Origin of the sequence: Thermocrispum sp., from assembly GCF_002919275.1 — a bacterium.
Taxonomy (GTDB): Bacteria; Actinomycetota; Actinomycetes; order Mycobacteriales; family Pseudonocardiaceae; genus Thermocrispum; species Thermocrispum agreste.
In genome coordinates this window covers 1-25,714 of record NZ_PKFA01000003.1, presented here as the reverse complement: position 1 = coordinate 25,714, position 25,714 = coordinate 1, and the positions used below count along the sequence as shown (strand labels likewise).

General features: G+C 70.5%; 19 protein-coding genes and 1 pseudogene. 12 read left to right on the top strand and 8 right to left on the bottom strand.

The genetic code is table 11. The annotated features are described in order from the left end of the window. The first annotated feature begins 37 nt into the window (after nucleotides 1–37). Complete coding sequence (locus CXP56_RS00920) at nucleotides 38–1,612, top strand: FAD-dependent oxidoreductase (RefSeq protein ID WP_028845988.1); 1,575 nt, start codon at nucleotides 38–40, stop codon at nucleotides 1,610–1,612. Continuing rightward, nucleotides 1,609–2,355 (top strand): SDR family NAD(P)-dependent oxidoreductase, encoded by a 747-nt coding sequence (locus CXP56_RS00915; RefSeq protein ID WP_028845989.1) that lies wholly within the window; start codon nucleotides 1,609–1,611, stop codon nucleotides 2,353–2,355. Before CXP56_RS00920 ends, CXP56_RS00915 begins: the two co-directional genes overlap by 4 nt. Here CXP56_RS00915 and CXP56_RS00910 read toward each other — a convergent pair. The 5 genes from CXP56_RS00910 to CXP56_RS00890 are packed head-to-tail and all read right to left on the bottom strand — an operon-like array spanning nucleotide 2,309 to nucleotide 7,812. Beyond that, nucleotides 2,309–3,832, bottom strand: coding sequence for a lyase family protein (locus tag CXP56_RS00910; RefSeq protein WP_286899192.1), 1,524 nt, complete (start codon nucleotides 3,830–3,832; stop codon nucleotides 2,309–2,311). The two genes, CXP56_RS00915 and CXP56_RS00910, sit on opposite strands and share 47 nt — an antisense overlap. Next, nucleotides 3,829–4,797, bottom strand: a complete 969-nt coding sequence (locus CXP56_RS00905; RefSeq protein ID WP_286899189.1) for a 1-aminocyclopropane-1-carboxylate deaminase/D-cysteine desulfhydrase — start codon at nucleotides 4,795–4,797, stop codon at nucleotides 3,829–3,831. The genes CXP56_RS00910 and CXP56_RS00905 overlap by 4 nt, the downstream gene beginning before the upstream one ends. Further along, nucleotides 4,794–6,134 (bottom strand): 3-sulfopropionylcysteine synthase XcbD, encoded by a 1,341-nt coding sequence (xcbD, locus tag CXP56_RS00900; protein ID WP_286899187.1) that lies wholly within the window; start codon nucleotides 6,132–6,134, stop codon nucleotides 4,794–4,796. The genes CXP56_RS00905 and xcbD overlap by 4 nt, the downstream gene beginning before the upstream one ends. A 5-nt stretch (nucleotides 6,135–6,139) precedes the next feature. Further along, on the bottom strand, nucleotides 6,140–7,051 hold the full coding sequence (locus CXP56_RS00895) for an XcbA family protein (protein ID WP_286899185.1): 912 nt from the start codon (nucleotides 7,049–7,051) through the stop codon (nucleotides 6,140–6,142). Then, on the bottom strand, nucleotides 7,048–7,812 hold the full coding sequence (locus CXP56_RS00890) for a phosphosulfolactate synthase (RefSeq protein ID WP_245566503.1): 765 nt from the start codon (nucleotides 7,810–7,812) through the stop codon (nucleotides 7,048–7,050). The genes CXP56_RS00895 and CXP56_RS00890 overlap by 4 nt, the downstream gene beginning before the upstream one ends. Nucleotides 7,813–7,984: 172 nt before the next feature. On the opposite strand from CXP56_RS00890, the gene CXP56_RS00885 reads away from it, so the two are divergent. Genes CXP56_RS00885 through CXP56_RS00860 form a run of 6 tightly spaced genes read left to right on the top strand, consistent with a single transcriptional unit; the run spans nucleotide 7,985 to nucleotide 15,132 of the window. Next, nucleotides 7,985–9,349 (top strand): FAD-dependent oxidoreductase, encoded by a 1,365-nt coding sequence (locus tag CXP56_RS00885; protein ID WP_286899181.1) that lies wholly within the window; start codon nucleotides 7,985–7,987, stop codon nucleotides 9,347–9,349. Nucleotides 9,350–9,366: 17 nt separating this feature from the next. Next, nucleotides 9,367–10,140: an SDR family NAD(P)-dependent oxidoreductase gene (locus CXP56_RS00880; protein ID WP_286899179.1), complete on the top strand. Its 774-nt coding sequence runs from the start codon at nucleotides 9,367–9,369 to the stop codon at nucleotides 10,138–10,140. A 15-nt stretch (nucleotides 10,141–10,155) separates the two neighbouring features. Beyond that, the gene (locus CXP56_RS00875; protein WP_286899177.1) at nucleotides 10,156–11,076 is read left to right on the top strand and encodes a CoA transferase subunit A; all 921 of its coding nucleotides are present in this window, start codon (nucleotides 10,156–10,158) and stop codon (nucleotides 11,074–11,076) included. Beyond that, nucleotides 11,073–11,903, top strand: coding sequence for a CoA-transferase subunit beta (locus tag CXP56_RS00870; protein ID WP_286899174.1), 831 nt, complete (start codon nucleotides 11,073–11,075; stop codon nucleotides 11,901–11,903). Before CXP56_RS00875 ends, CXP56_RS00870 begins: the two co-directional genes overlap by 4 nt. Further along, nucleotides 11,897–13,963, top strand: coding sequence for an acetate--CoA ligase family protein (locus tag CXP56_RS00865; RefSeq protein ID WP_286899172.1), 2,067 nt, complete (start codon nucleotides 11,897–11,899; stop codon nucleotides 13,961–13,963). Before CXP56_RS00870 ends, CXP56_RS00865 begins: the two co-directional genes overlap by 7 nt. Before the next feature lie 44 nt (nucleotides 13,964–14,007). Continuing rightward, complete coding sequence (locus CXP56_RS00860; RefSeq protein ID WP_286899171.1) at nucleotides 14,008–15,132, top strand: cobalamin-independent methionine synthase II family protein; 1,125 nt, start codon at nucleotides 14,008–14,010, stop codon at nucleotides 15,130–15,132. Here the strand turns inward: CXP56_RS00860 and CXP56_RS00855 are convergent. After that, nucleotides 15,129–15,716: a cysteine dioxygenase family protein gene (locus CXP56_RS00855; protein WP_051309390.1), complete on the bottom strand. Its 588-nt coding sequence runs from the start codon at nucleotides 15,714–15,716 to the stop codon at nucleotides 15,129–15,131. The genes CXP56_RS00860 and CXP56_RS00855 overlap by 4 nt on opposite strands. A 166-nt stretch (nucleotides 15,717–15,882) precedes the next feature. Beyond that, nucleotides 15,883–19,509 carry a WD40 domain-containing protein gene (locus CXP56_RS00850; protein ID WP_286899168.1) on the bottom strand — a complete coding sequence of 1,209 codons (3,627 nt, stop codon included), beginning with the start codon at nucleotides 19,507–19,509 and terminating at the stop codon, nucleotides 15,883–15,885. Between the two features lie 357 nt (nucleotides 19,510–19,866). Between CXP56_RS00850 and CXP56_RS00845 the strand changes: the two genes are divergently transcribed. Further along, a complete protein-coding gene (locus tag CXP56_RS00845) occupies nucleotides 19,867–20,094 on the top strand; it encodes a hypothetical protein (RefSeq protein WP_028845995.1) in 228 nt (75 codons plus the stop codon). A gap of 102 nt (nucleotides 20,095–20,196) precedes the next feature. Here the strand turns inward: CXP56_RS00845 and CXP56_RS00840 are convergent, their stop codons facing one another. After that, nucleotides 20,197–20,787 carry an Rv1733c family protein gene (locus CXP56_RS00840; RefSeq protein ID WP_028845996.1) on the bottom strand — a complete coding sequence of 197 codons (591 nt, stop codon included), beginning with the start codon at nucleotides 20,785–20,787 and terminating at the stop codon, nucleotides 20,197–20,199. Between the two features lie 1,018 nt (nucleotides 20,788–21,805). Here CXP56_RS00840 and eccCa point away from each other — a divergent pair. The 3 genes and pseudogenes from eccCa to CXP56_RS00820 all read left to right on the top strand — a co-directional run. Further along, nucleotides 21,806–23,622, top strand: a pseudogene (eccCa, locus tag CXP56_RS00830) (type VII secretion protein EccCa); the annotation flags it as partial. Continuing rightward, entirely contained in the window at nucleotides 23,567–24,625 is a 1,059-nt protein-coding gene (gene eccCb / locus CXP56_RS00825; protein WP_286899160.1) for a type VII secretion protein EccCb, read from the top strand. The pseudogene eccCa and the gene eccCb, both read left to right, overlap by 56 nt. Further along, the coding region (locus CXP56_RS00820; protein WP_286899158.1) for a S8 family serine peptidase at nucleotides 24,622–25,714 on the top strand (1,093 nt) is incomplete at its 3' end. The genes eccCb and CXP56_RS00820, both read left to right, overlap by 4 nt.

Below are 25,714 nucleotides of genomic sequence, written 5' to 3'. Positions count from 1 at the left end.
GGGATCACGTTCAGGACCGACTCGGGCGGTGGCAGTGGTGGACATCAGGAACACGAAGCTGAACCTGGCCGCGTGGAACGAACTCATCGAGGCCAGCCTTGCGGACGAGAAGTCCGAGCCGATACTCAACATCGACGGCGACGCCGATCCGGTGTACGACGCCATCTTCGTCGGCGGTGGCGCGGCCGGGCGCTTCGGCGCGGCCTATCTGAAGGCCATGGGCGGTCGGCCGTTGATCGTCGACGCCTGGCCGTTCCTTGGCGGGTCGTGTCCGCACCAGGCCTGCGTACCGCACCATCTGTTCTCCGAAGCCGCCGAGGAGCTCGACCGGATGCGCTGGTTCTCCGGGGAGATGTTCTTCCCGCCGTTCGATCCCGCCAGGGCGAGCATCCTGGAGATGGTCAAGGTCTTCCGCGCCGGCCGCAGCAGCGCGCATGCCTTCATGAACTGGCAGACCAAGGAACAGCTCGAGGTCGAGTACGTCCTCAACGCGCGCGCGACGATCGTCGACCGCACCACGGTGGAGGCGGCCGGGCGGCGCTTCACCGCCCGCAACCTGGTGCTGGCCATGGGTGCGCGCCCCACGAAACCCGACATTCCCGGCCTGGATGCGCACGGCGTCTACGACTTCGCCACGTTCGTGGAGGACATCGACTACGAACCGACCAGCTGCGTGGTCATCGGCGGCAGCAAGGTGGCGATGGAGTACGGCTCGTTCTTCCAGGCCACCGGCTGCCCGACGACCATCGTGTCACGGTCACCGCTGATGCGCACCAAGAACCTGCATCACGTGGACGAAGACCTGCGGCGCTACGTCGTCGACGGCATGCGCAAGCGCGGCATCACCACCCTGGAAGGCGCGCAGCCCGTCGCGGTCCGCTCGAACGACGGCCACGTCAGCGGGGTGACCGTGCGGCTGGCCTCCGGGCGCGAGGTCGAGCTGGAGACCGACTTCGTCTTCCTGGCCACCGGCGAACGGCCGACCGTCGATCACGCCCGGGACGTCCTGGGCATCGAGGTCTCCGACACCGGTCGCGTGGTGGTGGACCGGAGCATGCGCACCAGCGTGCCGGGGGTCTACGCGGTGGGAGACATGATCGACGGGCCGATGGAGATGTTCAAGGCCCGCAAGTCCGGCGTGACCGCGGCCCGCACCATCATGGGCGAGCACTGCGAATTCGACTACTCGGAGTTCCCCGACTTCCTGCACACCACGTACGAGGTCACGTGGGTGGGGCTGAGCGAGGCCGAGGCGCGGGAACGCTACGACGACGTCATCATCATCCAGATGCCTCCCACCGTGGCGGAGCTGGACACCGTGAACCTGCCGCTGCCGTGCGCCGAGGGCACGATGCTGTATGCGTTCCGCAAGCCGGAGCTGTCCGGTTTCCAGAAGCTCGTGGTCGACGGCGCCTCCCGCAAGGTACTGGGCGCCCACCACGTCGGCTACGGGGCCAAGGACGCCTTCCAGTACCTCGACTACCTCATTCATCGCCCGGAGGGCCTGACCATCGACGAGCTGGGCTGGATGAACGAGCTGTTCCTCAACCCCGAGCACTTCATCCAGCTGTCCCGGTTGCGCGCCGGCCGGAAGAGGCTGGAGAACCTGTGACCGCGCACGTGGCCGTGGTCACCGGCGGCGGGTCGGGCATCGGCGCAGCGATCTGCCGTCGGCTCGCCGCCGACGACTACACCGTTGCCGCGCTCGACGTCGACGCCGGCGCAGCCGAGAAGATCGTGAACCAGGTCGCCCCCGGCCGCGGGATCGCCGTCTACGCGGACGTGTCCGACCCGGAATCCGTCACCGCTGCGATCGACGGCGTCCTCGGTGAGTTCGGCCGCGTCGATCTGCTGGTGAACAACGCGGGCATCTCCGGCTCGGCCGAGGCCACGATCTGTCACACCACCCCGGTCGACGAGTGGGACCGGGTGATCGCGGTCAACGTGCGCGGGCCGTTCCTGTGCACCAAGGCGGTGCTGCCGTCGATGATCGAGCGCGGCTCCGGCCACATCGTGACGATCGCGTCGGTGGCCGGGCAGGTGGCGTTCCCGCAGCGGTGTGCCTACACCGCCTCGAAAGGCGCCGCGCTGATGTTCGCCAAGTCGATCGCGGTCGACTACGCATCAATGGGCATCCGTTCCAACGCGGTGTGCCCGGGGTTCGTACAGACCCCGATGACGCAGTGGCGCCTGGACGTCCCCGAACTGCGCCAGCGGGTGGAGAACGCGATTCCGCTGGGGCGCGTGGCACAGCCGGACGAGATCGCCGAAGCCGTCGCCCTGGTGGCCGATCCTCGGCTGCGCTATCTCACCGGGCACGCGTTGACCATCGATGGGGGCTGGACAGCGTTGTAGCGCGCCGCACCAGCTCCTCCTCGGCCCGTCCGGTCCGCTCCCGCACGGCCCGGCGCCAACCCTCGCCGGCCTCCAGCCGGGAGGCCAGCCGCTCGGCGACGGCACGCACTTGGTCGGGGGCACTGCCGCCGAGCGCGTGCCTGCCGAGTGCGTTCCCCGCGGGGTCCATGGCTGCGGCTACCTCCTGGTCAGTCAGGTCGAGCGTGAGCCCGAGCGTCTGTGCGGCCTGCTCCAGGCCTGCGGGCTGCAGCGCGTCCTGTCCCGCTTCGACTGCCGCCGCCACGGCGCGGCCGACAAGCCGGTATGCGGTGCGGTAGTCGAGCCGGTGGTGCAACACCAGCCATTCGGCGAGATCCGCTGCCCCGGTGAAGTGGCTTCCCGCCGCCTCGAACAGCGCAGCTCGCCGCACCCGCAGCGTGTCCACCACCCTCGCTGCCAGGGACACCAGTTGCTGTGCCAGTTCGACGACGGCTGCCAGCTCGCCGTAGGAGCGCAGCCAGTTGTCCGTGCGTGCCGACGGCGTGCGCTGGTTGACCAGCAGCCCGGTTGTGCGTCCGATGAGCGTGTTCGCCCCGGAGCGGATCACCGCCAGCGCGTACGGATTGCGTTTCTGGGGCAGCAGCACGGACGCCCGGCACAGCGAGGCGTCCAGTTCGACGTACCCGAAGCCGGGACTGGTGAAGATCTCCAGGTCTTCGGCGAGCCGGTCGGCGGTGGTCGCCGCCTGGGTGGCCGCCAGTGCGGCATCGGCCAGGCCGTCCACCGCCCACATCACGTCGCGCGTGTGCGGTCCGGGCGCGGCGAAGCCCAGCGCTCTGCACAGGCGGTCCCGGTCCAGCGGCACGCGGCTGCCCGCCACCCCGCCGACACCGGCGGGACAGAAGTCGAACCAGCGGTACGCGGCCTCCACCCGGTCCAGGTGGCGGGCGGCCTCGACGGCGAAACCGGCGAGGTAGTGCCCGAAGGTGGACGGCTGAGCCGGTTGCAGGTACGTCGTGTCGGCCCACACGGTGGCCGCTTCGTCCTCGGCACGCCGACGCAGCGCGGCCACGAAACCCGACACCGCTTCGTGCAGGGTCACCAGCCGTTCGCGCACGGCCATCCGGAAGGCGATCCGGCCCGCTTCCCGCCTGGTTCGGCCGGTGTGCAGCCAGCCGGCGACTTTGCCCAACCGTCGTTCCAGTTCACGTTCGCGGCTGTTGTAGGCGTCGCCGTAGACGGCGTCGTAGGGGAATGCGTCGGCCGGGGTGCGGACGAACTCCAGCAGGACCCGCAGCAGTTCCGCCATGTCCGATGGGGGGATGACCCCGACGTCGTGCAGCTCGAGCACGTGCGCCAGGTCCGCCAGGCCGAGCCCGCGATGCAGCAACGGCGCGTCGGCGAGTTCCGCCTGATACCCGGCCTCGACCAGTTCCGGAGCAGGCCCGGCGGCGATCCTGGTGTCGGCCCCGAGGTAGCCGTCCGGAGTGGTCGTCATACCGGCCCCTTCCTGGCGAACAGCGTCGCCGATCCCCCGGTGACCAGGAACACCACCGGCCCCTCCAGCCGGTCCGAGCGAGCGTGCGCGATCAGCGCGGCCATCGCCTTGGCGCCGAACACCGGGTCGAGCAGGATCCCCTCGGTGCGTGCCACCAGGGCGGTGGCTTCGTCACCGGCATCCGACGGCTTGCCGTAGCCGGGGCCGATGTAGCCGTCGAGCACGTGCACGTCGTCCGCCTCGCCGCGCATCGCAACCAGATCCGCTGCGCCGTCGGACAGGTGCGCCACCCGCTGCAGGCACTCCCGGACGGGGCGGCTGACGCTGACCCCCACCACCCGGTACGCACTGCCCAGCCACCGGGCCGCGGCCACCAAGCCGGCCTGGGTGCCGCAGGAGCCGGTCGCCAGCCACAGCGTCGCCGGCTTCAGCCCGGCCTCATGCAGCTGGCTGTCGACTTCCAGCCCGGCAAGGAGGTATCCGACCGCGCCGAGTGCAGTGGCGCCGCCGCGAGGAATCGCATACGGCCGCCGTCCGGCTCGCCGCAGCCGGGCACACAGCTCGTCGATGGTCCTGTCGACCGAAGAGCGTTCGGCGTCATAGGTGTAGTGGATCGTCGCGCCCGCCCACCGGTCGAGCAGCAGGTTGCCCACCGGCCGGCCGGGGGTGCCGTAGAAGACCAGGTGTGGTTCGAGACCGCACCGGCGTGCAGCGAGCGCGGCCAACGCCGCCCAGTTCGACTGCTCCCCCGCTCCGGTCACGATGCAGTCGCAACCACGTTCCATCGCGTCGGCGACCAGGAACTCCAGGCCGCGAGCCTTGTTGCCGCCGAGCCCGAGCCCGGTCAAGTCGTCCCGTTTGAACCAGACGTCCACGCCGAGCTCGGCGGACAGCCGCGGCGCCGGGTGCAGCGGCGTCGGCAATGTCGCCAGGGGCACCCGGGGCAGCGCGTCCAGTCCGTTCACTGCCCCACCACCCGGTTGATCAGCTGACCCGTCGCTCCCAGCGCGGCCGTCGGATCCAGACAGCGGTCGATCTCCTCGGCGCTCAGGTAGGTGGCGACGGTGGCGTCGGTGAGCAGAGCGGTGCGCAGGTCGACGCCGCGTTCACGCCCGGCCATCGCCGCGCGGTAGACGGCCTCGTGCGCGGCGTGCTTGCCGACGTGCGCGGCCAGTGCGTGCATGACCCGCTCGGACTGCAAGTAGCCCCTCGCGGCGTCGACGTTGGCTCGCATCCGGTCGGCGTGAACCTGCAGGCCTTCCAGCAGCCGGACGGCCAGCCTCACCGCGGCGTGCGTGTACAGGCAGATCTCCGGCACGATCGCCCACTCGGCTTTCCATGCCCGTCCGTCGCGCTCGTGCTCGCTGACCATGCCCTCCACGGCCACGGCGGCGTCCGCGCGCACCAACCGGGCCAGCGTGACCAGGTGCTCGGACAGCTCGGGATTGCGCTTGTGCGGCATCGTGATGCTGCCGACCTGGCCGGGCGTGAACGGCTCGGACACCTCACCGATCTCCGGGCGCTGCAGCTGGTAGATCTCCTGCCCGATCTTGCCGACCGTGGCGGTGATCAACGCCAGCACACCGGCGAACTCCGCCACCGAGTCGCGTGCGGTGATCCACGGTATGTCCGGCACACCCAGTCCGAGCCGCCGCGCGAACGCCTCCAACAGGGGCAGGGCACGCTCGCCCCAGAACTCCATCGTGCCCAGTCCCCCGCCGAGCTGGACCATCTCCCAGCGGGACCGTCCCTCCGCCAGCCGGCTGCGATGGCGCCGCAGCTCGGCCGCCCACACCGCCGCCTTGAAGCCGAACGTGATCGGCAGGCCGGGCTGCCCGTGCGTCCGCCCCGGCATGACCGTGTCCCGGTGGCGACGGGCCAGCGCGACGGCGGCCGACTCCAGCCGCGCGAGCTCGGTGACGACCAGGTCCGTCACGTCCCGCATGACCAGGGACGTCCAGGTGTCGGTCAGGTCCTGGACGGTCGCACCGTAGTAGACCCACTCCCTGGCGTGCTCGGGCAGCACTCGCCGCAGGCAGCGGATCAGGCCGAGTGTCGAGTGGCCGCAGGCCCTGGTCTCGGCGGCCACCTCCGCCAGGTCGAGCAACCCCACGTCGGCGTGCTCGGTGATCGCGGTGGCGGCGTCGGCCGGGACCAACCCCACCTCCGCCTGCGCCGTGGCCAGCGCAGCCAGCACGTCGAGCCAGCGTTGGATCTTCGCCTCGTCGTCCAGCAGTGCGTGCACCTCGTCGGTGCCCCACAGGTGCCGGTAGAGCACGGAGTCGGTGATGTGGGCGCCCATGACGCTCACCCGGCCGTGATCGGTTGCTCCGCTGGGTGGAGCCCGACGAGCATGCGCAGCGCGCCGCGCACCTCGTCCAGATTCGAGCCCCACGGTACGACGACGGAGCTGCCGACCTGCTGCACACCGCGCTCCAGCAGGCAGCACTTGGCCAGGGTCGGTTGCGCCGTCGCGGCCAGGTCGTGCGTGCTCCGTGGACAGATGTCCACCCGCGGCGCGTCGTTTCCGTAGAAGTGGCGATGGAACTGCGCGGAACGCTCACAGCCGACGAGCGTCCAGTCCAGGCGTTCGGCGGGCCGGGTGTCGAGGAATTCCAGTCGCCCGGCGATGTGCGTCCCCGCGCCACGGCAGGGCAGGAGATACGTGTCGGCCGGGTGCTCGGCCGCCAGCGTGCGCAGGTCGAGCACGTCCGCCACGAGCTCGATCGGCGGCAGCTGCTCGTCGAAGGCGATCGCCTGCTCGGCCATCGCCACAAGCTTCGGCGGTTCGGGCGGCACGACCTCGGTGACGGCGATCCGCACCGGCTGCGGCCGCCAGATGAAGTTGACGTGCTCGTGGCGGCCCTGTACCAGGTAGGCCTTGGCACCTGGCCGGGCGTGCGCCTGTGCGGCGCGGGCCAAGGCGGTGGCGTTGCCGACGTCCGTCTCCGGCGAGTGCACGAACACGACTTCCGGGCCCGCTGCCAGCACGCGCGCCTCGACGACCGGGGAGAACAGCGGCTCGTCGGACTCCCTGCGCACCGCGACCAGGGCGACGCGGTCCCCGTTGCGCAGGGCCAGGTAGTCGGTGCGGCGGTACACCTCGCGGCCGAGCAGCCACGCCTCCACGGCTTCCGGGGTCAGGTCCAGGTCCGTCTCCTGTACCGACAATCCGCGGTACGGGCGGGTGATCGTGTTCGGCGCGGGCAGCGGGATCATCGGTGCACCCTTGCGGTGTCCGCTCGCAGGCCCAGCCGCAGGGTTTCCACCGCGAGCGCATCCTCCAGCGGAATGTTGCCCAGGTTCACCTGCGGTCCGAAGTGGTCGATCAGCCACACCTGCTGCGGCTTGCGCGGTGCCTCGAAGATGACCCGGTCGACCGGCAGGCGCGTCTGGATCTCCTCGATCAGCTCGGTGCGCAGGCTGCCGTCGGGGTGATACAGCCCGACGGTGCCGCTCTCCCGGCCTTCCACCACCACCCAGCGGGCTCCGGCGGCCAGGTCGGATTCCATCTCGTCCACCCAGTCGGCGGCGACCACCGGCACCGTGCTGTCCTTGGCGCCGGTCTCGGCGAGCACGGTGAAGTCCGTGGACAGTCGCCGGATCAGCTCGGCCTTGCGGTCCCGGCCGATCGCGCACAGCCCGTCGGAGACCTCGACGGCGGCGACGCCGATCCCGTTCGCCCACTCCACGAGCTGGTCGACCTTGTCCTGCGCGTAGCAGATTTCCAGCAGTGTTCCCCCCAGGCAGAGAGTGATGCCCGCCGACCGGCACAGCATCGCCCGGTCCTTGGCTGCCGGGTCGACGTACGCGGTGCCCCAGCCGATCTTGAGCACGTCGACCAGGTCACCGGCCTGGGTGAGCACGGCCTCCAGATACGGCACCGGCACGCCCCTGTCGAGCACATGGGTGACTCCTGCGCTGCGCGGTTTGCCCGGGCGAGCAGGCAGGTCCAAGAACCCCGGCGAATCCCACACCACGATTGCCGACCTCCCGCACGACGCCGCTGGTAGTGCCTTCGACCGTAGGCGGCGGCAGCCGGGGCGTCTGTGTCCTGCCGGTACCAACGTCACCCGGCGCTTCGGCCCGCTGGGACATAGGAGCGCGGGCTTGCCTTCCCTACCGTGAGCGGCAGACGTGAGGAGTGATGGCATGCCTGGTCGACTGGTCGTTGTCGGCGGCGGCGCCGCGGGCATGTCTGCCGCGTCGGCGGCCCGGCGGACCGATCCGCACTTGGAGATCGTGGTACTCGAGGCCACCGGCTACGCCGCTTACGGGCTGTGCGGGCTGCCGTACTACGTCGCGGGCCTGATCGAGTCGGTCGAGTCCTTGGCCGCCTACTCCCCCGAGTTCTTCCGCCGCCGGCGGCGGATCGATCTGCGCCTGCATGCCCGTGTGCACAGCATCGATCCCGCCACCCGCACGGTGACCTACAGCCACGACGGCCATCAGCGGCGCCTCGGCTACGACCGCATCGTGCTGACCACGGGCGCCACCCCCGTCCGGCCGGACGTGCCGGGGCTGGACGATCCGCGGGTGTTCACCGTCCGTTCGCTGCCCGACGCGATCAGCCTGCGCAGCCTGCTGGACGCCGGACGGCTCGGCCGGGTGCTCATCGTCGGGGCAGGCTACATCGGGCTGGAGATGGCCGAGGCCTTCGTGCACCGGGGATCGACGGTCACCGTGGTGGAAGCCCTCGGCCAGGTGATGCCGAACCTGGATGCGTCCGTGGCCGCGCTCGTGGAGGAGGAAGTCCGGCGGCAGCCCGTCGACCTCCGGCTCGGCGCCAAGGTGACCGGGGTGACCAGGGTGGGAGACCGGCTGCTGGCCGAGATCGACTCGGACGAGGTGCTGGTGGACGCCGTCGTGCTGGCGACCGGTGTCCGGCCCGCGAGTGAGTTGATCGCCGGTGCGCGCGCCGACTCCCGTGGCTGGTTGCTGGTCGACGACCACATGCGTACGTCGGTGCCCGACGTGTTCGCCGCCGGCGACTGCATCGCCCCGTGGCACCGGGTGCTCGGCAGGCCCGCGGCGGTGCCGCTCGGCCCTGCCGCGAACAAGACCGGGCGGGTGGCAGGGACGGTGGCCGCGGGCGGTTCGGCGACGTTCCCCGGAATCGTGGGAACGGCCGTGGCGAAGGTCTTCGATCTCGCCGTCGCCCGCACCGGGCTCACCGAAACCGACGCACGCGCCGAGGGCCTGCCCGCGATGGCAACCGAGGTGACGGGGATGTCCCGCGCCAAGTACTACCCCGGCTCCCAGCCGGTGCACACCCGCATGGTGCACACCCCCGACGGCCGGCTGCTCGGTGTGCAGATGGTCGGCAGCGGCGACGGGGTCGCGAAGCGGATCGACGCGGTGGCCGTGGCGTTGCAGGCCGGGCTGTCCGTCTCCGAACTGGCCGAAGCCGACTTGGCGTACGCCCCGCCCTACGCCCCCGTTCGCGAGCCGGTACTGCTCGCCGCACAGGCGGCCGTCCGGCTGGCCAGCCAACCGCAATCACCCCGAGCGGCCTGACCCACCGGGAGGAGTCGATGTCCGGACGCATGCGAGGACGCACCGCAGTGATCACCGGCGCAGGATCCGGGATCGGACGTGCAGCGGCCGAGTTGTTCGCCGCGGAAGGAGCGGCCGTGGCCGTGTTCGACGTACGGCAGGACGCCGCGCAGGAAACCGTCGACAAGATCACCGCGGCAGGCGGGACGGCCATGGCGGTCGCGGTCGACGTGAGCTCCGCGGAGAGCGTGCAAGCAGCGATCGACCGGACCGCGGCCGAGTGGGGCGCGGTGCACGTGCTGTACAACAACGCCGGCGTCAACAGCACCGGCTCGGTCGCCGAGGCCACCGAGGAGGACTGGGACCGCTGCTTCGCCGTCAACGTCAAAGGCACGTTCCTGTGCTCCCGCGCCGCGGTGCCGCACATGCGGAAGGCGGGCGGCGGGGCGATCGTCAACCAGGCGTCGGTGGCCGCGCTGGCCGGCATCCCGAACTTCGCCGCCTACTGCGCCGCCAAGGGCGCGGTGGTGTCGTTGACCCGGTCGATGGCGGCCGACCTGGCTTCCGACGGGATCCGGGTCAACGCGATCTGTCCCGGCACGGTCTTCACGCCGCTGATGGAGCCGCTGCTGCGCGCCCGCGGTGACGGGGACCTGGAAGCGGGCCTGGCCAAGACGGTGGCCAAGTACCCGATCGGCAGGCTCGGCACACCCGAGGAGATCGCCCGGGTGGCGCTGTTCCTGTCCAGCGACGAGGCCTCGTTCATGACCGGTTCGATCGTCGCGTCCGACGGCGGCATGACCGCGGTGTGAGCGGATGGAGACGCCATGGCCTTTCATGTGAACCCGGACAAGCTCACCGGCCTGTCGCGCGCGATCGAGATGGTGCACGACGGGGCGGTGGTCGCGCTGGGCGGCGGGCTGTCCGCCCGGCTGCCGATGGCGATGGTCCGCGAGCTCGTCCGGCAGGGCCGCTCCGGCCTGCACGTCGTCGGATCGGCACACGGCATCGACGTGGACCTGCTGGTCGCAGCGGGAGCGCTGGCGGTGTGCGAGGAGAGCTACGTCGGCTTCGAGCAGGACTTCGGGCTTGCGCCCGCGTACCGCCGCGCCGCCCAGGCGGGCACCATCGAGGTCCGGGAGAGCTGCTGCGGCACCCTGATCGCCCAGTTGCGGGCAGCGGAAGCCGGATTGCCGTTCATGCCGGTCCGCGGCGTCGTCGGCACGGACATCCCCCGGCTCCACCCCGAGTACGGCTTCGTGACGTGCCCGTTCACCGGTGAGCGCCTGGTAGCGGTCCCGCCGCTGCGCCCGGACGTCGCGCTGATCCACGCCCCCATGGCCGATCGGCACGGGAACGTTCACCTGGAGCAGCCGTATGTCCTGGACGAGCGCTTCGCGGCGGCGTCACGGGAGGTGATCGTCTCCGTCGAGCGCGTGGTCTCGACCGAGGAAGTGCAGCGAGCGGGAATCACCGTGCCCGCGCATCTGGTGTCGGCGGTGGTCGAAGTGCCGTACGGGGCGCACCCGTCCTCCTGTTACCCCGACTACGCCTACGACCGGGCGCACATCGGCGAGTACGTGCGCGCGGCCGCGCAAGGTGGCGCCGCGCTGGAGGACTACCTGCAGCGCTACGTCACCGGAACGCCGTCCGAAGAGGCCTACCAGAAGGCCGTCGGTGAGGACCGGCTGCGCAGTCTCGGCACCTGGGCGGAATCGACCGAACAGTGGAAGGAGCTGTTCGTATGAGCTTCTCCATCGACGAGTGGTTCGTGATCACCCTGGCTCGCACGATCCGCAACCGGGAAGTCGTGTTCCACGGTTTCGGCAGCCCGTGCGCCCAGGTCGCCATGCACGTCGCCCGCACCACGTTCGCGCGCGACATGGTCCTGGTCGAAGGGGCGATGTACGCGATCAATCCCGATCCCCCGTTCATCCCGCCGACCAGCAACGACGCGAGCTTGCAGCGTGGCGCCGCCTACCGGATGCGGATCGAGGAGTTCTTCGACGCCGCGGCGCGCGGCGACGTGGACCGGATGTTCCTCTCCGGCGGCCAGATCGACCGGTACGGCAACACCAACGTCACCGCGATCGGGCCGCTGGAGTCCCCCAAGGTGAAGCTCGGCGGCGGTGGTGGTGGCTGCAATCTGTCCGCCACCATCCGGCAGCTGACGTTGTGGACCACGCGCCACCGGTCCGGCCGCACGCTGGTCGAGGAGTGCGATTTCGTCACCGACCTCGGCCACCGCACGCGGGCGGGCACCCGGTCCGAGCTGGGCTTCACCGGTGGCGGCCCGCAATGGCTGGTCACCGAGCTGGGTGTGTTCGACTTCGACGAGGAAGGGCATGCCAGGCTGCGGCAGATCTTCCCCGACGTCGACCCGGACACCGTGCGCGCGGCAACCGGGTTCGAGCTGCGCGTGGCCGCTGACCTGCGCCAGGTCGGCCCGCCCAGCAGCGCGGAACTGGCCGCGGTGCGCGGCATCGACCCGCTCGGTGTGCGGCGGCTGGAGTTCGCTCCCGAAGAGCTCGAGCGCACGTTCGACTTCCACGACGGACTCCCCTGCGCATGCTGAACGCCGTGTTCGAGCCGAGCCGGATCGCGCTGGTCGGCGCGTCCGATCGGCCAGGCTCGGCGGGCAAGATGTTCTGGGACAACCTGCGCTCGTTCCCCGGAGACGTCATCCCGGTGAACCCGCGTGCGCCGACCGTGGGCGGCGTGCCGACGGTACCCAGTCTGCGGAACGTGCGCGCCGATCTCGCGGTGCTGGTCACCCCCGCCGACACGGTGCCGGAGATCGTCGCGGAGGCCACCGGGGTCACCGCGGCGGTGGTGATCAGCGGCGGATTCGCCGAGGCCGGGCCCGCGGGCGTGCGGCGCCAGGAACGGCTGATGGCGGCCGCCCGCCGTGCCGGAGTCCGGATCGTCGGGCCGAACTGCTTCGGTGTGCAGAACTGCGCGTTGCCGATGAACGCCTCACTGTCCGGCGGACTGGCCGCCCCCGGCAGGATCAGCCTGGTCACGCAGTCCGGGTCCTACGGGATGGCCGTGCACACCGTGGGCGTCGACGACGCGGCCGGTTTCGCCAAGGTCTGCGCCACGGGCAACAAGGCCGACGTCGCCGACGCCGAACTGCTGCGGTATCTCGGTGCCGACCCGCAGACCCGCACCATCTGTGTGCTGTCCGAGTCGATGCCGGACGGCCGTGAGTTCGCCACGGCCGCGCGCGAGATCACCCCGCACAAGCCCGTCGTCGTCGCCCTGACCGGGCGTTCGCCGAGCGGCGCTCGGGCCGCGTTCTCGCACACGGCGGCGCTGGCCGGCCGGCACCGCATCGCCGTGGCCGCTCTCGAGGACGCCGGGGTGATCGTGGCACGGTCGGGTCTGGAGATGCTGGACACGGCACGAGCGCTGGACCACCGGCCGCTGCCTGCGGGCCGGCGGGTGGGTGTGGTGACCAACTCCGGCGGTACCGGCGTGGAACTCACCGACCTGCTCAGCGCCGCAGGGGCGCAGGTGCCGGAGTTCTCGGCCAAGTTGCGTGACGAGCTCGCGGCGGTGCTGCCGCAACTGGGCAGCCCGCGCAACCCGGTCGACGTCACGACGGCGTGGGATCGCTTTCCGGAGTTGTACCGGGCGGTCGTGGACCGGCTGGCTCGTTCCGGCGAGGTGGACGCGATCGTCGCCGTGCTGTTGCAGCGCGCGGCCAGTCCGGAGGTCGCCGCGGCGGTGCGCGCCGCCGCCGCGAGGAGCGACGTCCCGGTGTACGTGTGCTGGGTGGCCTCCCGCGGGCAGCGGGCGGGCGTGCAGCAGCTGGCGGATGTGCCGTGCTTCGACTGGCCGGAACGGACTGCCCGCGCGGTCGGGCACGCGGTCGGCCGCCCGCTCCCCCGCCATGCCATGCCGGCGGTCACGTCGCGCCGTCGCACGCCGCCGGGCCGGCTTCCCGTCGACGCGGGGGCTCGCTTGCTGGCCGAAGCCGGCCTCGACGTGCTGGCGTGGCGCCTGTGCGACACGCCTGCCCAGGCCGTCGCCGCCGCACGTGAGCTCGGCCATCCGGTCGCGGTGAAGGTGGTCCATCCCGCGCTGGAGCACAAGAGCGATCGCGGCGGGGTGCGGCTCGATCTGTCCGACGAGGGTGCGGTGGCCGAGGCCGCGGTGGACTTGCTCGCACTGGAAGCCGGCGCTCGCCTGCTTGTCCAACGCATGGGCACCGGGGTGGAGATCGTCGTCGGCGGGATACGCGACCCGTGGTTCGGGCCCGCGATCATGGTCGGGTTCGGCGGGGTGCTGGCCGACGTGCTCGACGACGTCGCCTTCGCGCTCGCACCGCTCGACGAGTCCGACGCCCACCGGCTGCTGCGCCGCCTGCGCGGATACCCGGTGCTCACCGGAGTACGCGGCAGGCCGCCGGCCGACCTCGACGCCCTGGCGCGCACCGTCGTCGCCGCGTCCGAGCTGCTGGCGTCCGATGCCGGCATCGCGGAGTTCGACCTGAACCCGGTGTTGTGCGGCCGGACCGGCTGCTGGATCGCCGATTGGCGAATCAAGGGCGGAATTCCGTCCCGCGGGGACAGGCCGGGCATGACGGATTTGGCCCTGCAAGGCGGGGAAATGCCGCGTGGTTCTCCGTAGCGTTCCTAGGTATCGCACACGTCCCCAGGAAGGTTGTGAGCACCATGCGAGTTGGCTCCGAAGACATCCTGCTCCCGACCACGATGGTCGGTAACTACCCCAACCCGCGCTGGTACGACGGTCAAGCGTTCGCCACGTTCCCGCAGGGCGAGTTCGTCTACGACTCGATCAGCCGGGAAGCGTTCGAGGACGCCGTCGCGGCGATCGTGCGCGACCAGGAGATGGCCGGGCTGGACGTGATCAGCGATGGCAAGGTGTACGGCGGGGACTCCCCCTACGGCACGATCGCCTATCACTACGCGCAACGGATGTCCGGGTACAAGATGTCCGGACCGCCGATCGGGTTGCCGATCTACTCGACGCTGTACGCGCCGACCTGCGTCGGTGAGGTGCGCCGGGAGCATCCGTTCCACCTGGCCAACCTGCGCGCGGTGCGCAAGGCGACCAACAAGCCGGTGAAGATCTCCTACACCGGCATCCAGGTACTCGCCGCGGCCACCAACAACCAGTACTACAAGGAGACCAAGGAGCTGGCGCTGGCCATCGCGAAGGCCTTCAACGAGGACTTCAAGGAGCTGGCCGACAACGGTGCCGACATCATCCAGCTGGACGAGTTCGTGTGGCCGTACGGCATGGGCGACTGGGAGATCGAGGCGCTCAACAAGGCGGTGGAAGGTGTGGACTGCCAGTTCTGGGTGCACACCTGCTGGGGCAACTACTCCGGCACGCCCGGCTACTTCCCGGACGAGGCCCCGCGCGAGTTCGGTGCGTGGGTGCTCGACCAGCGGCCCAGCGACGCCCCCGCCCCGGAGCGGGCCCGGGCCCTGTTCCCGCACGTGCTGGACGCCAACATCGACGCACTGAACTACGAGGTCGGCCGCACCGGGCCGGACGACCTCAAGCCGCTGGCCGAACACAACTGGAGCAAGCCGTTCGTGGCCGGTGTCATCGACGTCAAGTCGACGGTGACGGAGACCGCCGACGAGGTGGCCGACCGCATCCGGCAGGTGCTGGAGTACGTGCCGGCCGAGCGCCTCGGGCTGACCACCGACTGCGGCCTGATCAACCTGCCGAGGATGATCGCGCAGAGCAAGCTCAGGGCGCTGGCCGACGGCGCTCGCATCGTGCGCCGGGAGCTGGCGGCCAAGCGCGAGCCGCAGCCTGCCTAGCCCCGTCGGCGGGAAGCTGTCGCGGCCGGTTCGCCCGGCCGCGACATTTCCATGATCACGGCGGGATCGTAGACCACGTTGATGCTGCTGCCGAGCCTGCCGATGTCCGCCCCGTACAGGTGCAGGGAGATGGCGATCTCGTCGCCGGCGCAGCGCACATGGTGGATGTCGCGGCCGACCGGTGGAAGCCCGGTGACCGTTCCGGCGACGTTGTGGAACTCCCCGGTGGGCCGCAACCGCGGGCGGCCCGTGGTGTCGCGGGTGACGTCGAAGCGCTTCTCCACCTCGTGGCCGGCGTGCACGCCCGTGATGCACCAGGCGACGTGGTCGTGCACCGGTGTCTCCTGGCCGGGCAGCCACACCAGAGCGACGACGGAGAACCGTCCCTTTTCGTCCACGTGCAGGATGTGCTGCCGGTAGTGGTCGGGGTCCGGCTCCATTTCCTTGCGCTCGAGAAGCCGTTCGTCGCCGATGATGTCGGCGAGCATGGTCTGCGCCGATGCCGGCAGCTGCTCCGGATCGTCGACGTGGTCGGCGACGCGTGTGAGCCGGTCGGTGAACATCCGCATGAGTGTGCTGGGCATGGCGGGCGCCTCCCTTGGGTGATGCGCTGTCGCCGATTGTCCGCTTCTTCCGCGCTGCACACTTTGTCCTGGCAGGACGAAAACCCCTCGGCACGATCGTGCACCGTCCGGCATGGACGCGGACGCAGGGCACCTGGGACGCCTAGGCTGGTGCGCAGGCTCCTGATCACCCGGTCACGTCGCTCGTTGCCCGGCCATGTGCCGCGGGCGGCCCGGCGTCGGCCGCCTCGTCCTCCTGCGGCGCGAAGGCGAAGCTGTGCAGCCCGGCGGATCCCACCACGTACATCGTCTGCGACCGAAGGCTCCATGTCGCGCCCACCAGCGCGTCGTCGACCCGTGTCATGGCGGCCGCTGCCAGGGTGGGCATGGTCCGGACCTCCACGGCACCGGTCCTCGTCACGGCCGCCAGCCAGCTGCCGTCCGGGCTGAACGTCACGCAGCACACCGGGCCGTTCGAGCTGGTGACCGAGTGCAGCACTTCCCCGGTGGCCGCATCCCACACGCATATCGTGCCGTCGTGCGCACCGCCGGCCAGCCAGCTGCCGTCCGGGCTGAACGTCACCGACTTCACCGCGTGTGTGCCCACACTGAGCGTACGCGACTGCGAACCGGTCGTGGCGTCCCACAACCGTACGAATCCGCTGGCATCCCTCGTGGCGAGACGCCTGCCGTCCGGGCTGAACACGACCGCCTCTGCGACGCTGTCGGGGCTGTGCAGGGTCCGCTGGAGCGCCCCCGTCGCCGCATCCCACAGCCGTACTGATCCGTTCGCGTAGCAGGCAGCGATGCAAGCAGCATCCGGGCTGGGCGTCACTGAGCACACCGGGCCACTCGCGCCGTCGATCCTGCGCAGGTACTCCCCGGTCGTCGCGTCCCACAGGCGGACGGCGCCGTCGTGCCCTCCGGCGGCCAGCCAACTGCCGTCCGGGCTGAAGGCCAGAGACTTCACTTCGCTGCTACCGGCATGGAGCGTGTCCAGCAGGGCTCCGGTTGCTGCGTCAAGCAAACGGACGTCGCTGGCCGAGGCGACCGCCAGAAAGGCGCCGCTCGGCTTCACCGCCACCGCCGTCATCGGCCCGTTGAGGCCGGCTGTCGCACGTACCCGCTCGCCGGTCGCCGCATCCCACAGACGCACCGAGCCGTCGCGGTCACCGGTCGCCAGATAGGCGTTGTCCGCGCTGAAGGCGATGGAGACCACCGAGCTGTTGTGTCCGCTGAACGTGCGCAGCGGCGTCCCGGTCGTCGCATCCCACAAGCGAACGGTGCCGTCGTTGGCCCCGGCGGCCAGCCGGGTGCCGTCCGGGCTGAACGCCACCGACCACACCGGGCTGGTGAGGCCTCTGAACGTGTGCAGCAGCTTCCGGTCGGCCGCATCCCAGATGCGCACCGTTCCGTCACGACCACCGGCGGCCAGCCGGGTGCCGTCCGGGCTGAACGCCATCGAGCGCACCGCGCCCCTGAAGCCGGCCGGCAGTGTGCCTTGTGACCTCCCGCTCGCCGCGTTCCACAAGTGCACGCGCCCGACGTTGTCCCCGGTGGCCAGACACGCACCGTCCGGGCTGAGGACGACCAAGTTCATTCGCCTGGCGCTGTCGGTACCCGTCAGGTCCATGTCGTCGACCCTGGTCGTGCAGGTCTTCTTGAGAACGCCGCTCGTCGCGTCCCACAGGCACACCCGGAAGCCCTCGACCACGGTGGCGACCCGGGTGGCATCCAGGCTGACCGAGAGCGACTTCACCGGACCGACGGGGCCGGTGAGCTTGCTCAGCAGCTCGCCGGACGCCACGTTCCACAAGCGCACCGAACCGCGGTCGTTCGCGCCGCCGAGCCGGCTGCCGTCCGCACTGAACGCGACCGACTGCAGTTCGTGGCTGGGGCCGGTGAACGTCTGCAGCAGCTGACCGGTCGACGTACTCCAATGCCGTACGGTCCCTTCGTCGTCGCCGGTGATCAGACGGGTGCCGTCAGCGCTGAACGCCACGAACCGGGCCGCGCCGCTGTGACCGGTCAGCGTGCGCTTGAGCGCCGGATCAGGCAGGTCCGGTGGGAGCCAGGCGTTGCACAGCGCGGGCTTGTGCGGGCTGAAGCTTGCGAACACGGACTTCCATCGACGAAGCGGGCCGAGCCGGTTACACAGGATCGCTTCCAGGCTGTGCGACGGGTCGGTCGGACCGAGCAGATGCGCGGCGCGGGCGACGTCGGCGGCGAACCGCAGTGTTCCCGGCGTCCCGGCAAGTTCGAGGTCACTGGCCACCGCATTGGGGCCACGCTGCCGGAGCCGCGCCAGCATCCAGCGCACGTCCGTGGCGAGGGCCTCGGCTTCCTTGGTCCATCCCGCGTCGATCAAGTGCTCGACGAGGTGGTCCATGACGTAGTCGCTGCTGGCCGCACAGTGCAGGAACCCGCCGTTGCCCACCGTCCACCACGGCAGGCGCGGCCCCGGCGTCCGCTGGGCCGGGTCGACGGCCGGGAGTTCGTCGGCGATCGCGCGGCACAAGGCGGCGTTGGTCGCGGCGCGGCGGTCGCCGAGCTCGGTTTGCAGGTAGTCCCGGATGACGTCGTGCACGATCACGGCGCCACCCTCGACGTCCGTGGTCAGCGTCAGCAGCGACAAGCGCGCCATTCTCTCGCACGCCACCCGTGAGTCGAACTCGTCCTTGCCGGAGGTCGCCTTCCACAACAGCGCGACCAGCCGCACCGGGACGGCTTCGTTCTCGGCGAAGACGGCCAGCTCGGAAAACCGTTCCCTGGCGTCCAGCGACCACGGCTCACCCTGGTCCACGAGGTTGTCGATGGCTGCGCTGATGCTCGCGCCGACGGCGCGGTTCCGCTCCCGGGGGTCGTCGAGGTCGATCCGCTTCGCCGGGTCGAAGGAGGCCGGCCCGTGGCGCCGCAACCTGGCCAGCAGCTGGCTCGCCGCGTCCGCCGCGGGAATACCGGTGTCTGTCAAGGTCCTGATGTATTCGTTGGTGAGCCGCAGCAACAGCGCCCATCGCCCGGTCGCCGCCAGCAGTTCCTCGACACATGCGCCGGGCAGCTGGTCGCCGAGCTGGTGCTTGAGCACTTCTCGTGCCTGCTTGTCGGTCATGCGGTCCACGGTGATGCGCCGCGCGTCGGCAGGCAGCACGTCGGGATTGCGGGTGGTGACCAGCCGGACGCAGCGGTCGCGCGCACCTTGCAGGAACGGCTCGAGCTGTTCGCCGGCCCAGACGTCGTCGAGTATCAGCAGTGACCGCGGCCGCCGCTCCAGCCACTCGCCCAGCTTCATGCCCATCTGCACCGGGTCCTGACCTTCGATGGTCCTGCCGGTGATCCTGCGGAACTCCTGCGCGACCTTGGCGGCGATCTCCGAGCGGGTGCGGACCCCGCGACCGATCGTCACGAAGTACACCCGGCTGCCGAATCTCTTCTCGATCTGCTTGTTCTTGCTGACCAGGCGCGCGACAACGGTCTTGCCGACCCCGCCACCGCCGTGCAGCCCGGCCACGATCCCGACCGTGCGGCGCCCTTCCCCGCACGCGGCGTGCACGACCTGGTCGACCTCGTCTCGCGGAACCATCCAGTGTTCGGGATCGCCGGCCTTCGGCGGCGCCAGCACGACCCCGTCCTTGTTGGTCAGCAGCACGTGGACGGAGAGCACGGTCCCCACCACGGCCGCGATCGCGGCGATGATGTCCGCGACGATGGCGGCCGTCTCCCACCCGGACAGCACGAACGCCGTGACCATGTGTGCCACGGCAGCGACCCCCACTGCCCACACCGTGGCGATGGCCCACCATCTCAGCCTGGACATGGTGACATTCTGTCAGCAGCTGGTCTCATGCGGTATCCGAAAATGCCACTTCTTCCTCCGAGAGCGGCTTTCGGTTGCGCAGATTCTTGGGCGCGTTGCGCCGCCGCCAGGCGCGGCCGCTCATGTCACGGATCGGTGTCGAAGACCTCTTTTCCCGCCATCAGGCCCCGGACGATCGGGAAGCTCCAGAAAATTGGCACGTTCGGCAGTAGCAAGCCGTGCCCGGACCTGCCGTGTCGTAGTGGTCGTGTTCGGCACGGATGTCGTGAATGAGCTTCGGTGAGCCCGATCACCGATACGCACGAACGTCAGCGGTAGCAGCCAGGCAGGACGTCGTGATCGTCGAAGGACGACGCCATGATTCAGGCCGTCGTGCATTTCGTCTTCGGCGCCGACCGTGCTCGTGCCGTCGACGGCGAATTGATTCGGGTGGCAGCCAGCGCCCGGCGGGGCGTCCGAACCGGCGCGAAGATCGTTGCGGAACCCACATCGACATCACAACCCGGCGTCGGCGAGTGCGTCCTGATCACCGATTCCGGCGGCAACACCACCGGAATCATGGTTCTGTCGGGCAGTGACGATTGACCGGTCGCTCGATTTCGGCCCGAGCCGTCGAGAGGACTCTTCGCGATCATTCCGGCGCTGACTGTCGGCTGATCGTCCTCACCGACCGCGGACGTGGATGACTCAGTTCGTGCCCCACGTCCGGCTCACCCGATGCCATTCTGCTGCCCACGCGGCATATCGCCGACGGTTGAGCAGCCAATGCCCCAGGCAACAGACGGTCGCCAGCAGCGCGACGAAGCCGAGCCACATCCGCGTCGCGTTGAGCGCCGCATTCAGTGCTGCTTCTTCGTCCGTGAGTGGCTGCGGCACCCGTTCCCCCCGGCCGTCCACCCACACCGTCACTGTGACGCCCGCCTTCGACCCCGCTGGCACGTGCGCGGTTCCGGTGTGGCGGCCCCCGGCTGCGGTCCACTCCACCGGGGCGCTCACCGGGGCGACCGTCCCCGGATGGGCTGGTGGTGCGTCGCTGACCAGCGTCGCGATCGTCGGTCGGCTCTCCGCCCGTTGCCGATCCGCCTGCTCCAGCAGATCCGCGTGCACGGTGGAACCGATGACGCCCACGACCGGCAAGGCGCCGAGCGCGGCCGTCACGCAGAAACCCACCACGGCAGCCTCGATGCGGTCCGCCGTGCGCACCAGCCCGTTCCGGGACCTGAGCAGCCGCAACCACTGGGTCATCCGGGCAGGCCGGTGGCTGGCCTCCTCGCCCATGACTGCAACGGTCGTCCGCCGCAAGGACGACGACGAGGGCCGCAAGTCCCTGCCGCGGTGGACTTTGGCAGGCCATCCCTGCCCGGGAACCACATGCAAGAGGATCCGGCAGCGCGAAAGCAAGCGATCATGATGGCTGACCGGTTGCTCGTGTCCGGCGACGTTGGAGTTCGTCGTCGTGTCCGGCGACCTGAGCCAGATCCGGGTGCAGGTCCGCAAGAGCGCCGAGAAGCAGCGGGAATCGCTTGCCTGGCGGCACCCGGACCCGAACGGGCTGTGGTCGGTGGCCATGTCCGGGCGGCTGTGGGAACGGCGCGCGGCACACGGCGACTTCGCCGAGGTCCGCATCGGCACCGGCACCCAGCGGCTGGCCCTGCAGATCTCGCCGGTCAGCTCCAAGCCGATCTCCGACCTCGAACCGCTCTCCGCGCGGGCGCTGCGGAGGTTCATCAACGCGCACAGCACGGTGGCGAACCTGCCGACGTCGCTGTTTCTGCGCGGCTTCTCCACCGTGAAGTTCAGCGGTGACATCTCCGTCGTCCGCGCCATGACCAGGGCGATGCTGGCCCAGCTCGCGACGTTCCACTCGCCGGAGGACCTGCGCATCGCGGTGTGCGCCAGCCAGGACAGGGCCGAGCTGTGGGACTGGGTGAAGTGGCTGCCGCACTCCCAGCACCCGGTCGAGCAGGACGGTGCAGGCACCGTCCGGCTGCTGGCCGACGGGGTCGACGCGCCCACCGAGCTGCTGGACGCAGAACTGAGCGATCGCGGCCGGTTCGAGGCAGCGGCCTCCCCCAGCGCGGACGAGCCCTACGTGGTGATCGTGCTGGACGGCGTGGAGGTGTCGGCCGAGTCCCGGCTGGCGGGCACGGGGTACCGCAACACTGCGGTGCTCGACCTGGACGACTCGGTGCCCGGGATTGGCCGCGCCACCCTGCGGCTGGACGTCACCGAGGAGAAGGTCGAGATGGTCCGCACCGACCGCACCGGCCAGGAGAGCCGCACCCCGATGTGCGTGCCGGACCAGCTCAGCATTCCCAAGGCCACCGCGCTGGCCCGCACGATCGCGCCGTACCGGCTGGGCGGGACGACCGACGTCTCCGAACCGATGGTGGCCAACTTCGAACTGCCCCAGCTGCTCGGCATCGACGATCTGGAGACGTGGGATCCGGCGCAGACCCAGCAGGCCCGCGCGGGCCTGACCAGGAACCGGTTCCGCATCCCGATCGGCATCACCGAAAGCGGCACACCGATCGAACTGGACATCAAGGAGTCCGCGCAGGGGGCATGGGCCCGCACGGGCTGCTCATCGGCGCCACCGGATCCGGCAAGTCCGAGCTGCTGCGCACGCTGGTGCTCGGGCTGTCCATGACGCACTCGTCGGAGATCCTCAACTTCGTCCTGGTCGACTTCAAAGGTGGCGCGACCTTCCTCGGCCTGGAGGATCTGCCGCACGTCTCGGCGGTGATCACCAACCTCGCCGAGGAGGCCACGCTGGTCACCCGCATGCAGGACGCACTGCAGGGCGAGTTGCAGCGCCGCCAGGAGTTCCTGCGCGCCACCGGCTACAGCTCGTTGCTGGAGTACGAGAAGGCGCGGCTGTCCGGCACCCCGCTCGACCCGATGCCCACGCTGTTCGTCATCGTCGACGAGTTCAGTGAGCTGCTGACGTCGCACCCGGAGTTCAGCGAGCTGTTCGTGATGATCGGCAGGCTCGGCCGGTCGCTCGGCGTGCATCTGCTGCTGGCCAGCCAGCGCATCGAGGACGGCAAGATGCACAAACTGGAGAGCCATCTGTCCTACCGCATCGGCCTGCGCACGTTCTCGGCCATGGAGTCCCGGTCGGTGATCGGCGTCCCGGACGCCTACCAGCTGCCCAACGCGCCCGGCAACGGCTACCTGCGCAGCGACGTGGCGACGTTGATCAGGTTCAAGGCCGCCGACGTCTCGGGGCCCTACCGCAGGCGGACTCGTGAGCAGCGGCGGGAGGAGGTGCGGCAACAGGTCGTGCCGTTCAACGTGGGGCGGGTGGCCCTTCCCCAGGCGCCGGCACCATCTGCACCCGCCACCCCGGACGAGGGAGAGGAAACCGGCGAGTCGGTGCTCACCGTGGCCGCGGAGAAACTGGTGGGCGTCGGCCCGCCCGCGCATCAGGTCTGGTTGCCGCCGCTGGCCGACCCGCCGACGCTGGACCAGCTTCTGCCCCCGCTGGTCAGCGATCCGGACCGCGGCTTGCAGGCGATGGACTGGCAGGGCCTCGGCAGGTTGCGCGTCCCGGTGGGCGTGGTGGACAAGCCGTTCGAGCAGAGCCGCGACCTGTATGTGGTGGACCTGTCCGGGCCGGGCGGGCACGTCGGCATCGCCGGGGCGCCCCAGTCCGGCAAGAGCAACCTGCTGCGCACCCTGATCTGCTCCATCGCGCTGACCCACACGCCGAAGGAGGTCCAGTTCTACTGCCTGGACTTCGGTGGTGGGACGCTCGGCCCGCTGGAGAAGCTTCCGCACGTCGGCGGGGTCGCCACCCGGATGCAGGAGGAGCGGGTGGCCCGCACCGTCGCGGAAGTGCAGTCGCTGCTCGCCGACCGGGAACGCCGGTTCGCCGAACACGACGTGCAGAGCATGAACGAGTACCGGGAGCGGCGGGCCAGGGGGCGAGTTCGCCGACGACCCGCACGGCGACGTGTTCCTGGTGGTGGACGGCTGGGGCGCGCTGCGCTCCGAGTTCGAGCAGTTCGACGTGTCGTTGCGGTAGCTGGCCGCCCGCAGCCTGTCGTTCGGCGTGCACCTGGTGGTGACCACCAACCGGTGGTCCGACGTGCACAGCGCACTGCGTGACCAGTTCGGCACCCGGCTGGAACTGCGGCTCGGCGACAAGATCGACTCGATGATCAACATGCGCAAGGCGGGCGAGATCCCGCAGATCCCCGGTCGGGGCATGACGCCGGACCTGAAGCATTTCCTGTCCGGTGTGCCGCGCATCGACGGACGGTGCACCGATCAGGGCCTGGCCGAGGCGACCCGCGAGCTGACCGAGGCGGTCGCGGAATCCTGGCGTGCGGACCGGGCTCCCGCAGTGCGGATGCTGCCCACCGTGCTGCCCACCGTGCTGCCCGCCGAGCAGCTGCCGCCGCCCACGATGCCGGGGCCGAGGATCCCGCTCGGCCTCGGCGAGCTCGACCTGCAGCCGGTCTGGCACGACTTCGGCACCAAACCGCACCTGACCATCGTCGGCGACAGCGGCAGCGGCAAGACGGCGGCGCTGCGGCTGATCATCAGGTCCATCGTGGCGGCGTGCTCGCCCGAGCAGGCGCAGATCCTGCTGGTCGACCCCCGGCGCGGGTTGATCGACGTCGTCCCCGAGGCGTACCGCCGCGGTGTCGCGGTGTCCGCCCCGGCCGCCGAGGATCAGGTCGCGGAGCTGACCGGCGAGCTCAGACGCCGCGTGCCCGGCTCCGACATCAGCCCCGCCCGGCTGCGCAAACGGGACTGGTGGAGCGGACCGGAGATGTTCGTCGTGGTCGACGACTACGACCTGCTGCTCGGTCACGCCAGCGGGCCGTTCGGGGCGATGATCGAGCTCATCCCGCAGGCGAGCGACATCGGCTTCCACATGGTGATGGCGCGGGCCGCGGCCGGATCGAGCCGCACCACGATGGAACCGGTCACCCGGCGGCTGCAGGAGTCCAACACGCCGGAGCTGGCGCTGTCCATGCCGCCCAACGAGATGCCCCTGCTCAACGGCCAGCGCGGCAAGCAGCTCCCGCCGGGCCGCGCCGTGCTGGTCACCCGGCGGGGCGGAGTCGGACTGCAGATCGGATGGACGGAGGAACCGGCGTGAGCAGAAGGCTGCGCGGCTGCGCGGCCGCGGCGGCACTGGGGATGGCGCTGACCCAGGCGCCATTGCCCGCGTTCGCGCAGGACGGCGGCGTGGTCGGTCAGTGCACGCCGCCGTCGGTGATCCCGATCAAGCAGAAGTCGTGGGCGCAGCAACGGATGGCGCCCGAGCGTGTGTGGCATTTGACCAAGGGCCGCGGGATCGTCGTGGGCGTCGTCGACACCGGCGTCAGCGGCAAGGCCCCTACCCTCCGCGGAGCGGTGTTGCCCGGCATCAGCCTGCTCCCCGGCAGCGCGGTGAAGACCGGTGACGGTGACTGCTTCGGCAGCGGGACGTTCATCGCGGCACTGATCGCGGCGCGCCCCGACCCGGACCCACACGTGCCGTTCGCCGGCCTGGCCCCGGAAGCGACGATCTTCCCGGTACGGGTGGACGACGACCCGCCCAAGATCCAGAACCACACAGCGCTCGCCGAGGCCATCGCGGTGGGCATCAAGGAAGCCACGGACGCAGGTGCCAAGGTCATCGCGGTCGGCCTGGTGGCCACCGTGGGCATTCCGGCGCTGCGGGCGGCGGTGGACTACGCGTACGACCACGACGTGCTCGTCGTGGCGTCAGCGGCGACACCGAAACCGGGTCAGCTCGCCTTCCCGGCGCGGCTGCCCGGCGTGGTGGCGGTGGCACCGATCGGTGAAGACGGGCCGTCGAACGCCGCCCTGGGCGCCGAACCCACGCTGGCCGCCCCCGCGGTGAACCTCATCGGGGTGGGACCGGAGGGCAAGGGACATCGGGTGGCCTCCTCGCCTCAGCTGGCCGTCGGCTACGTCGCCGGAGTGGCCGCGCTCGTCCGGGCACATCACCCTGAGCTGCCCGCCGAGGACGTCGACCAGCGGCTGCGGATCTCCGCCGACCACCCGTCGACGGCACTGCCGCACGACAGCCTCGGCTACGGCGTGGTGAACCCGTATGCGGCGGTGACCATCGTGCCCGACCGTGACCCGGCGACAGCGGCACCGCCGGAAGACGTCGACCTGGGCATACCTCCGGAGGAGGACCCTACGCCGACGCACCGCGCCCTGTGGTGGACGGGGG

Excerpts from the sequence above, each read along its gene's own strand:
- CXP56_RS00910 (WP_286899192.1), bottom strand. The coding sequence starts at position 3,832 with ATGACGACCACTCCGGACGGCTACCTCGGGGCCGACACCAGGATCGCC.
- xcbD (WP_286899187.1), bottom strand. The coding sequence starts at position 6,134 with ATGGGCGCCCACATCACCGACTCCGTGCTCTACCGGCACCTGTGGGGC.
- CXP56_RS00895 (WP_286899185.1), bottom strand. The coding sequence starts at position 7,051 with ATGATCCCGCTGCCCGCGCCGAACACGATCACCCGCCCGTACCGCGGA.
- CXP56_RS00885 (WP_286899181.1), top strand. The coding sequence starts at position 7,985 with ATGCCTGGTCGACTGGTCGTTGTCGGCGGCGGCGCCGCGGGCATGTCT.
- CXP56_RS00880 (WP_286899179.1), top strand. The coding sequence starts at position 9,367 with ATGTCCGGACGCATGCGAGGACGCACCGCAGTGATCACCGGCGCAGGA.
- CXP56_RS00875 (WP_286899177.1), top strand. The coding sequence starts at position 10,156 with ATGGCCTTTCATGTGAACCCGGACAAGCTCACCGGCCTGTCGCGCGCG.
- CXP56_RS00870 (WP_286899174.1), top strand. The coding sequence starts at position 11,073 with ATGAGCTTCTCCATCGACGAGTGGTTCGTGATCACCCTGGCTCGCACG.
- CXP56_RS00865 (WP_286899172.1), top strand. The coding sequence starts at position 11,897 with ATGCTGAACGCCGTGTTCGAGCCGAGCCGGATCGCGCTGGTCGGCGCG.
- CXP56_RS00860 (WP_286899171.1), top strand. The coding sequence starts at position 14,008 with ATGCGAGTTGGCTCCGAAGACATCCTGCTCCCGACCACGATGGTCGGT.
- CXP56_RS00855 (WP_051309390.1), bottom strand. The coding sequence starts at position 15,716 with ATGCCCAGCACACTCATGCGGATGTTCACCGACCGGCTCACACGCGTC.
- CXP56_RS00850 (WP_286899168.1), bottom strand. The coding sequence starts at position 19,509 with ATGTCCAGGCTGAGATGGTGGGCCATCGCCACGGTGTGGGCAGTGGGG.
- CXP56_RS00845 (WP_028845995.1), top strand. The coding sequence starts at position 19,867 with ATGATTCAGGCCGTCGTGCATTTCGTCTTCGGCGCCGACCGTGCTCGT.
- CXP56_RS00840 (WP_028845996.1), bottom strand. The coding sequence starts at position 20,787 with ATGGGCGAGGAGGCCAGCCACCGGCCTGCCCGGATGACCCAGTGGTTG.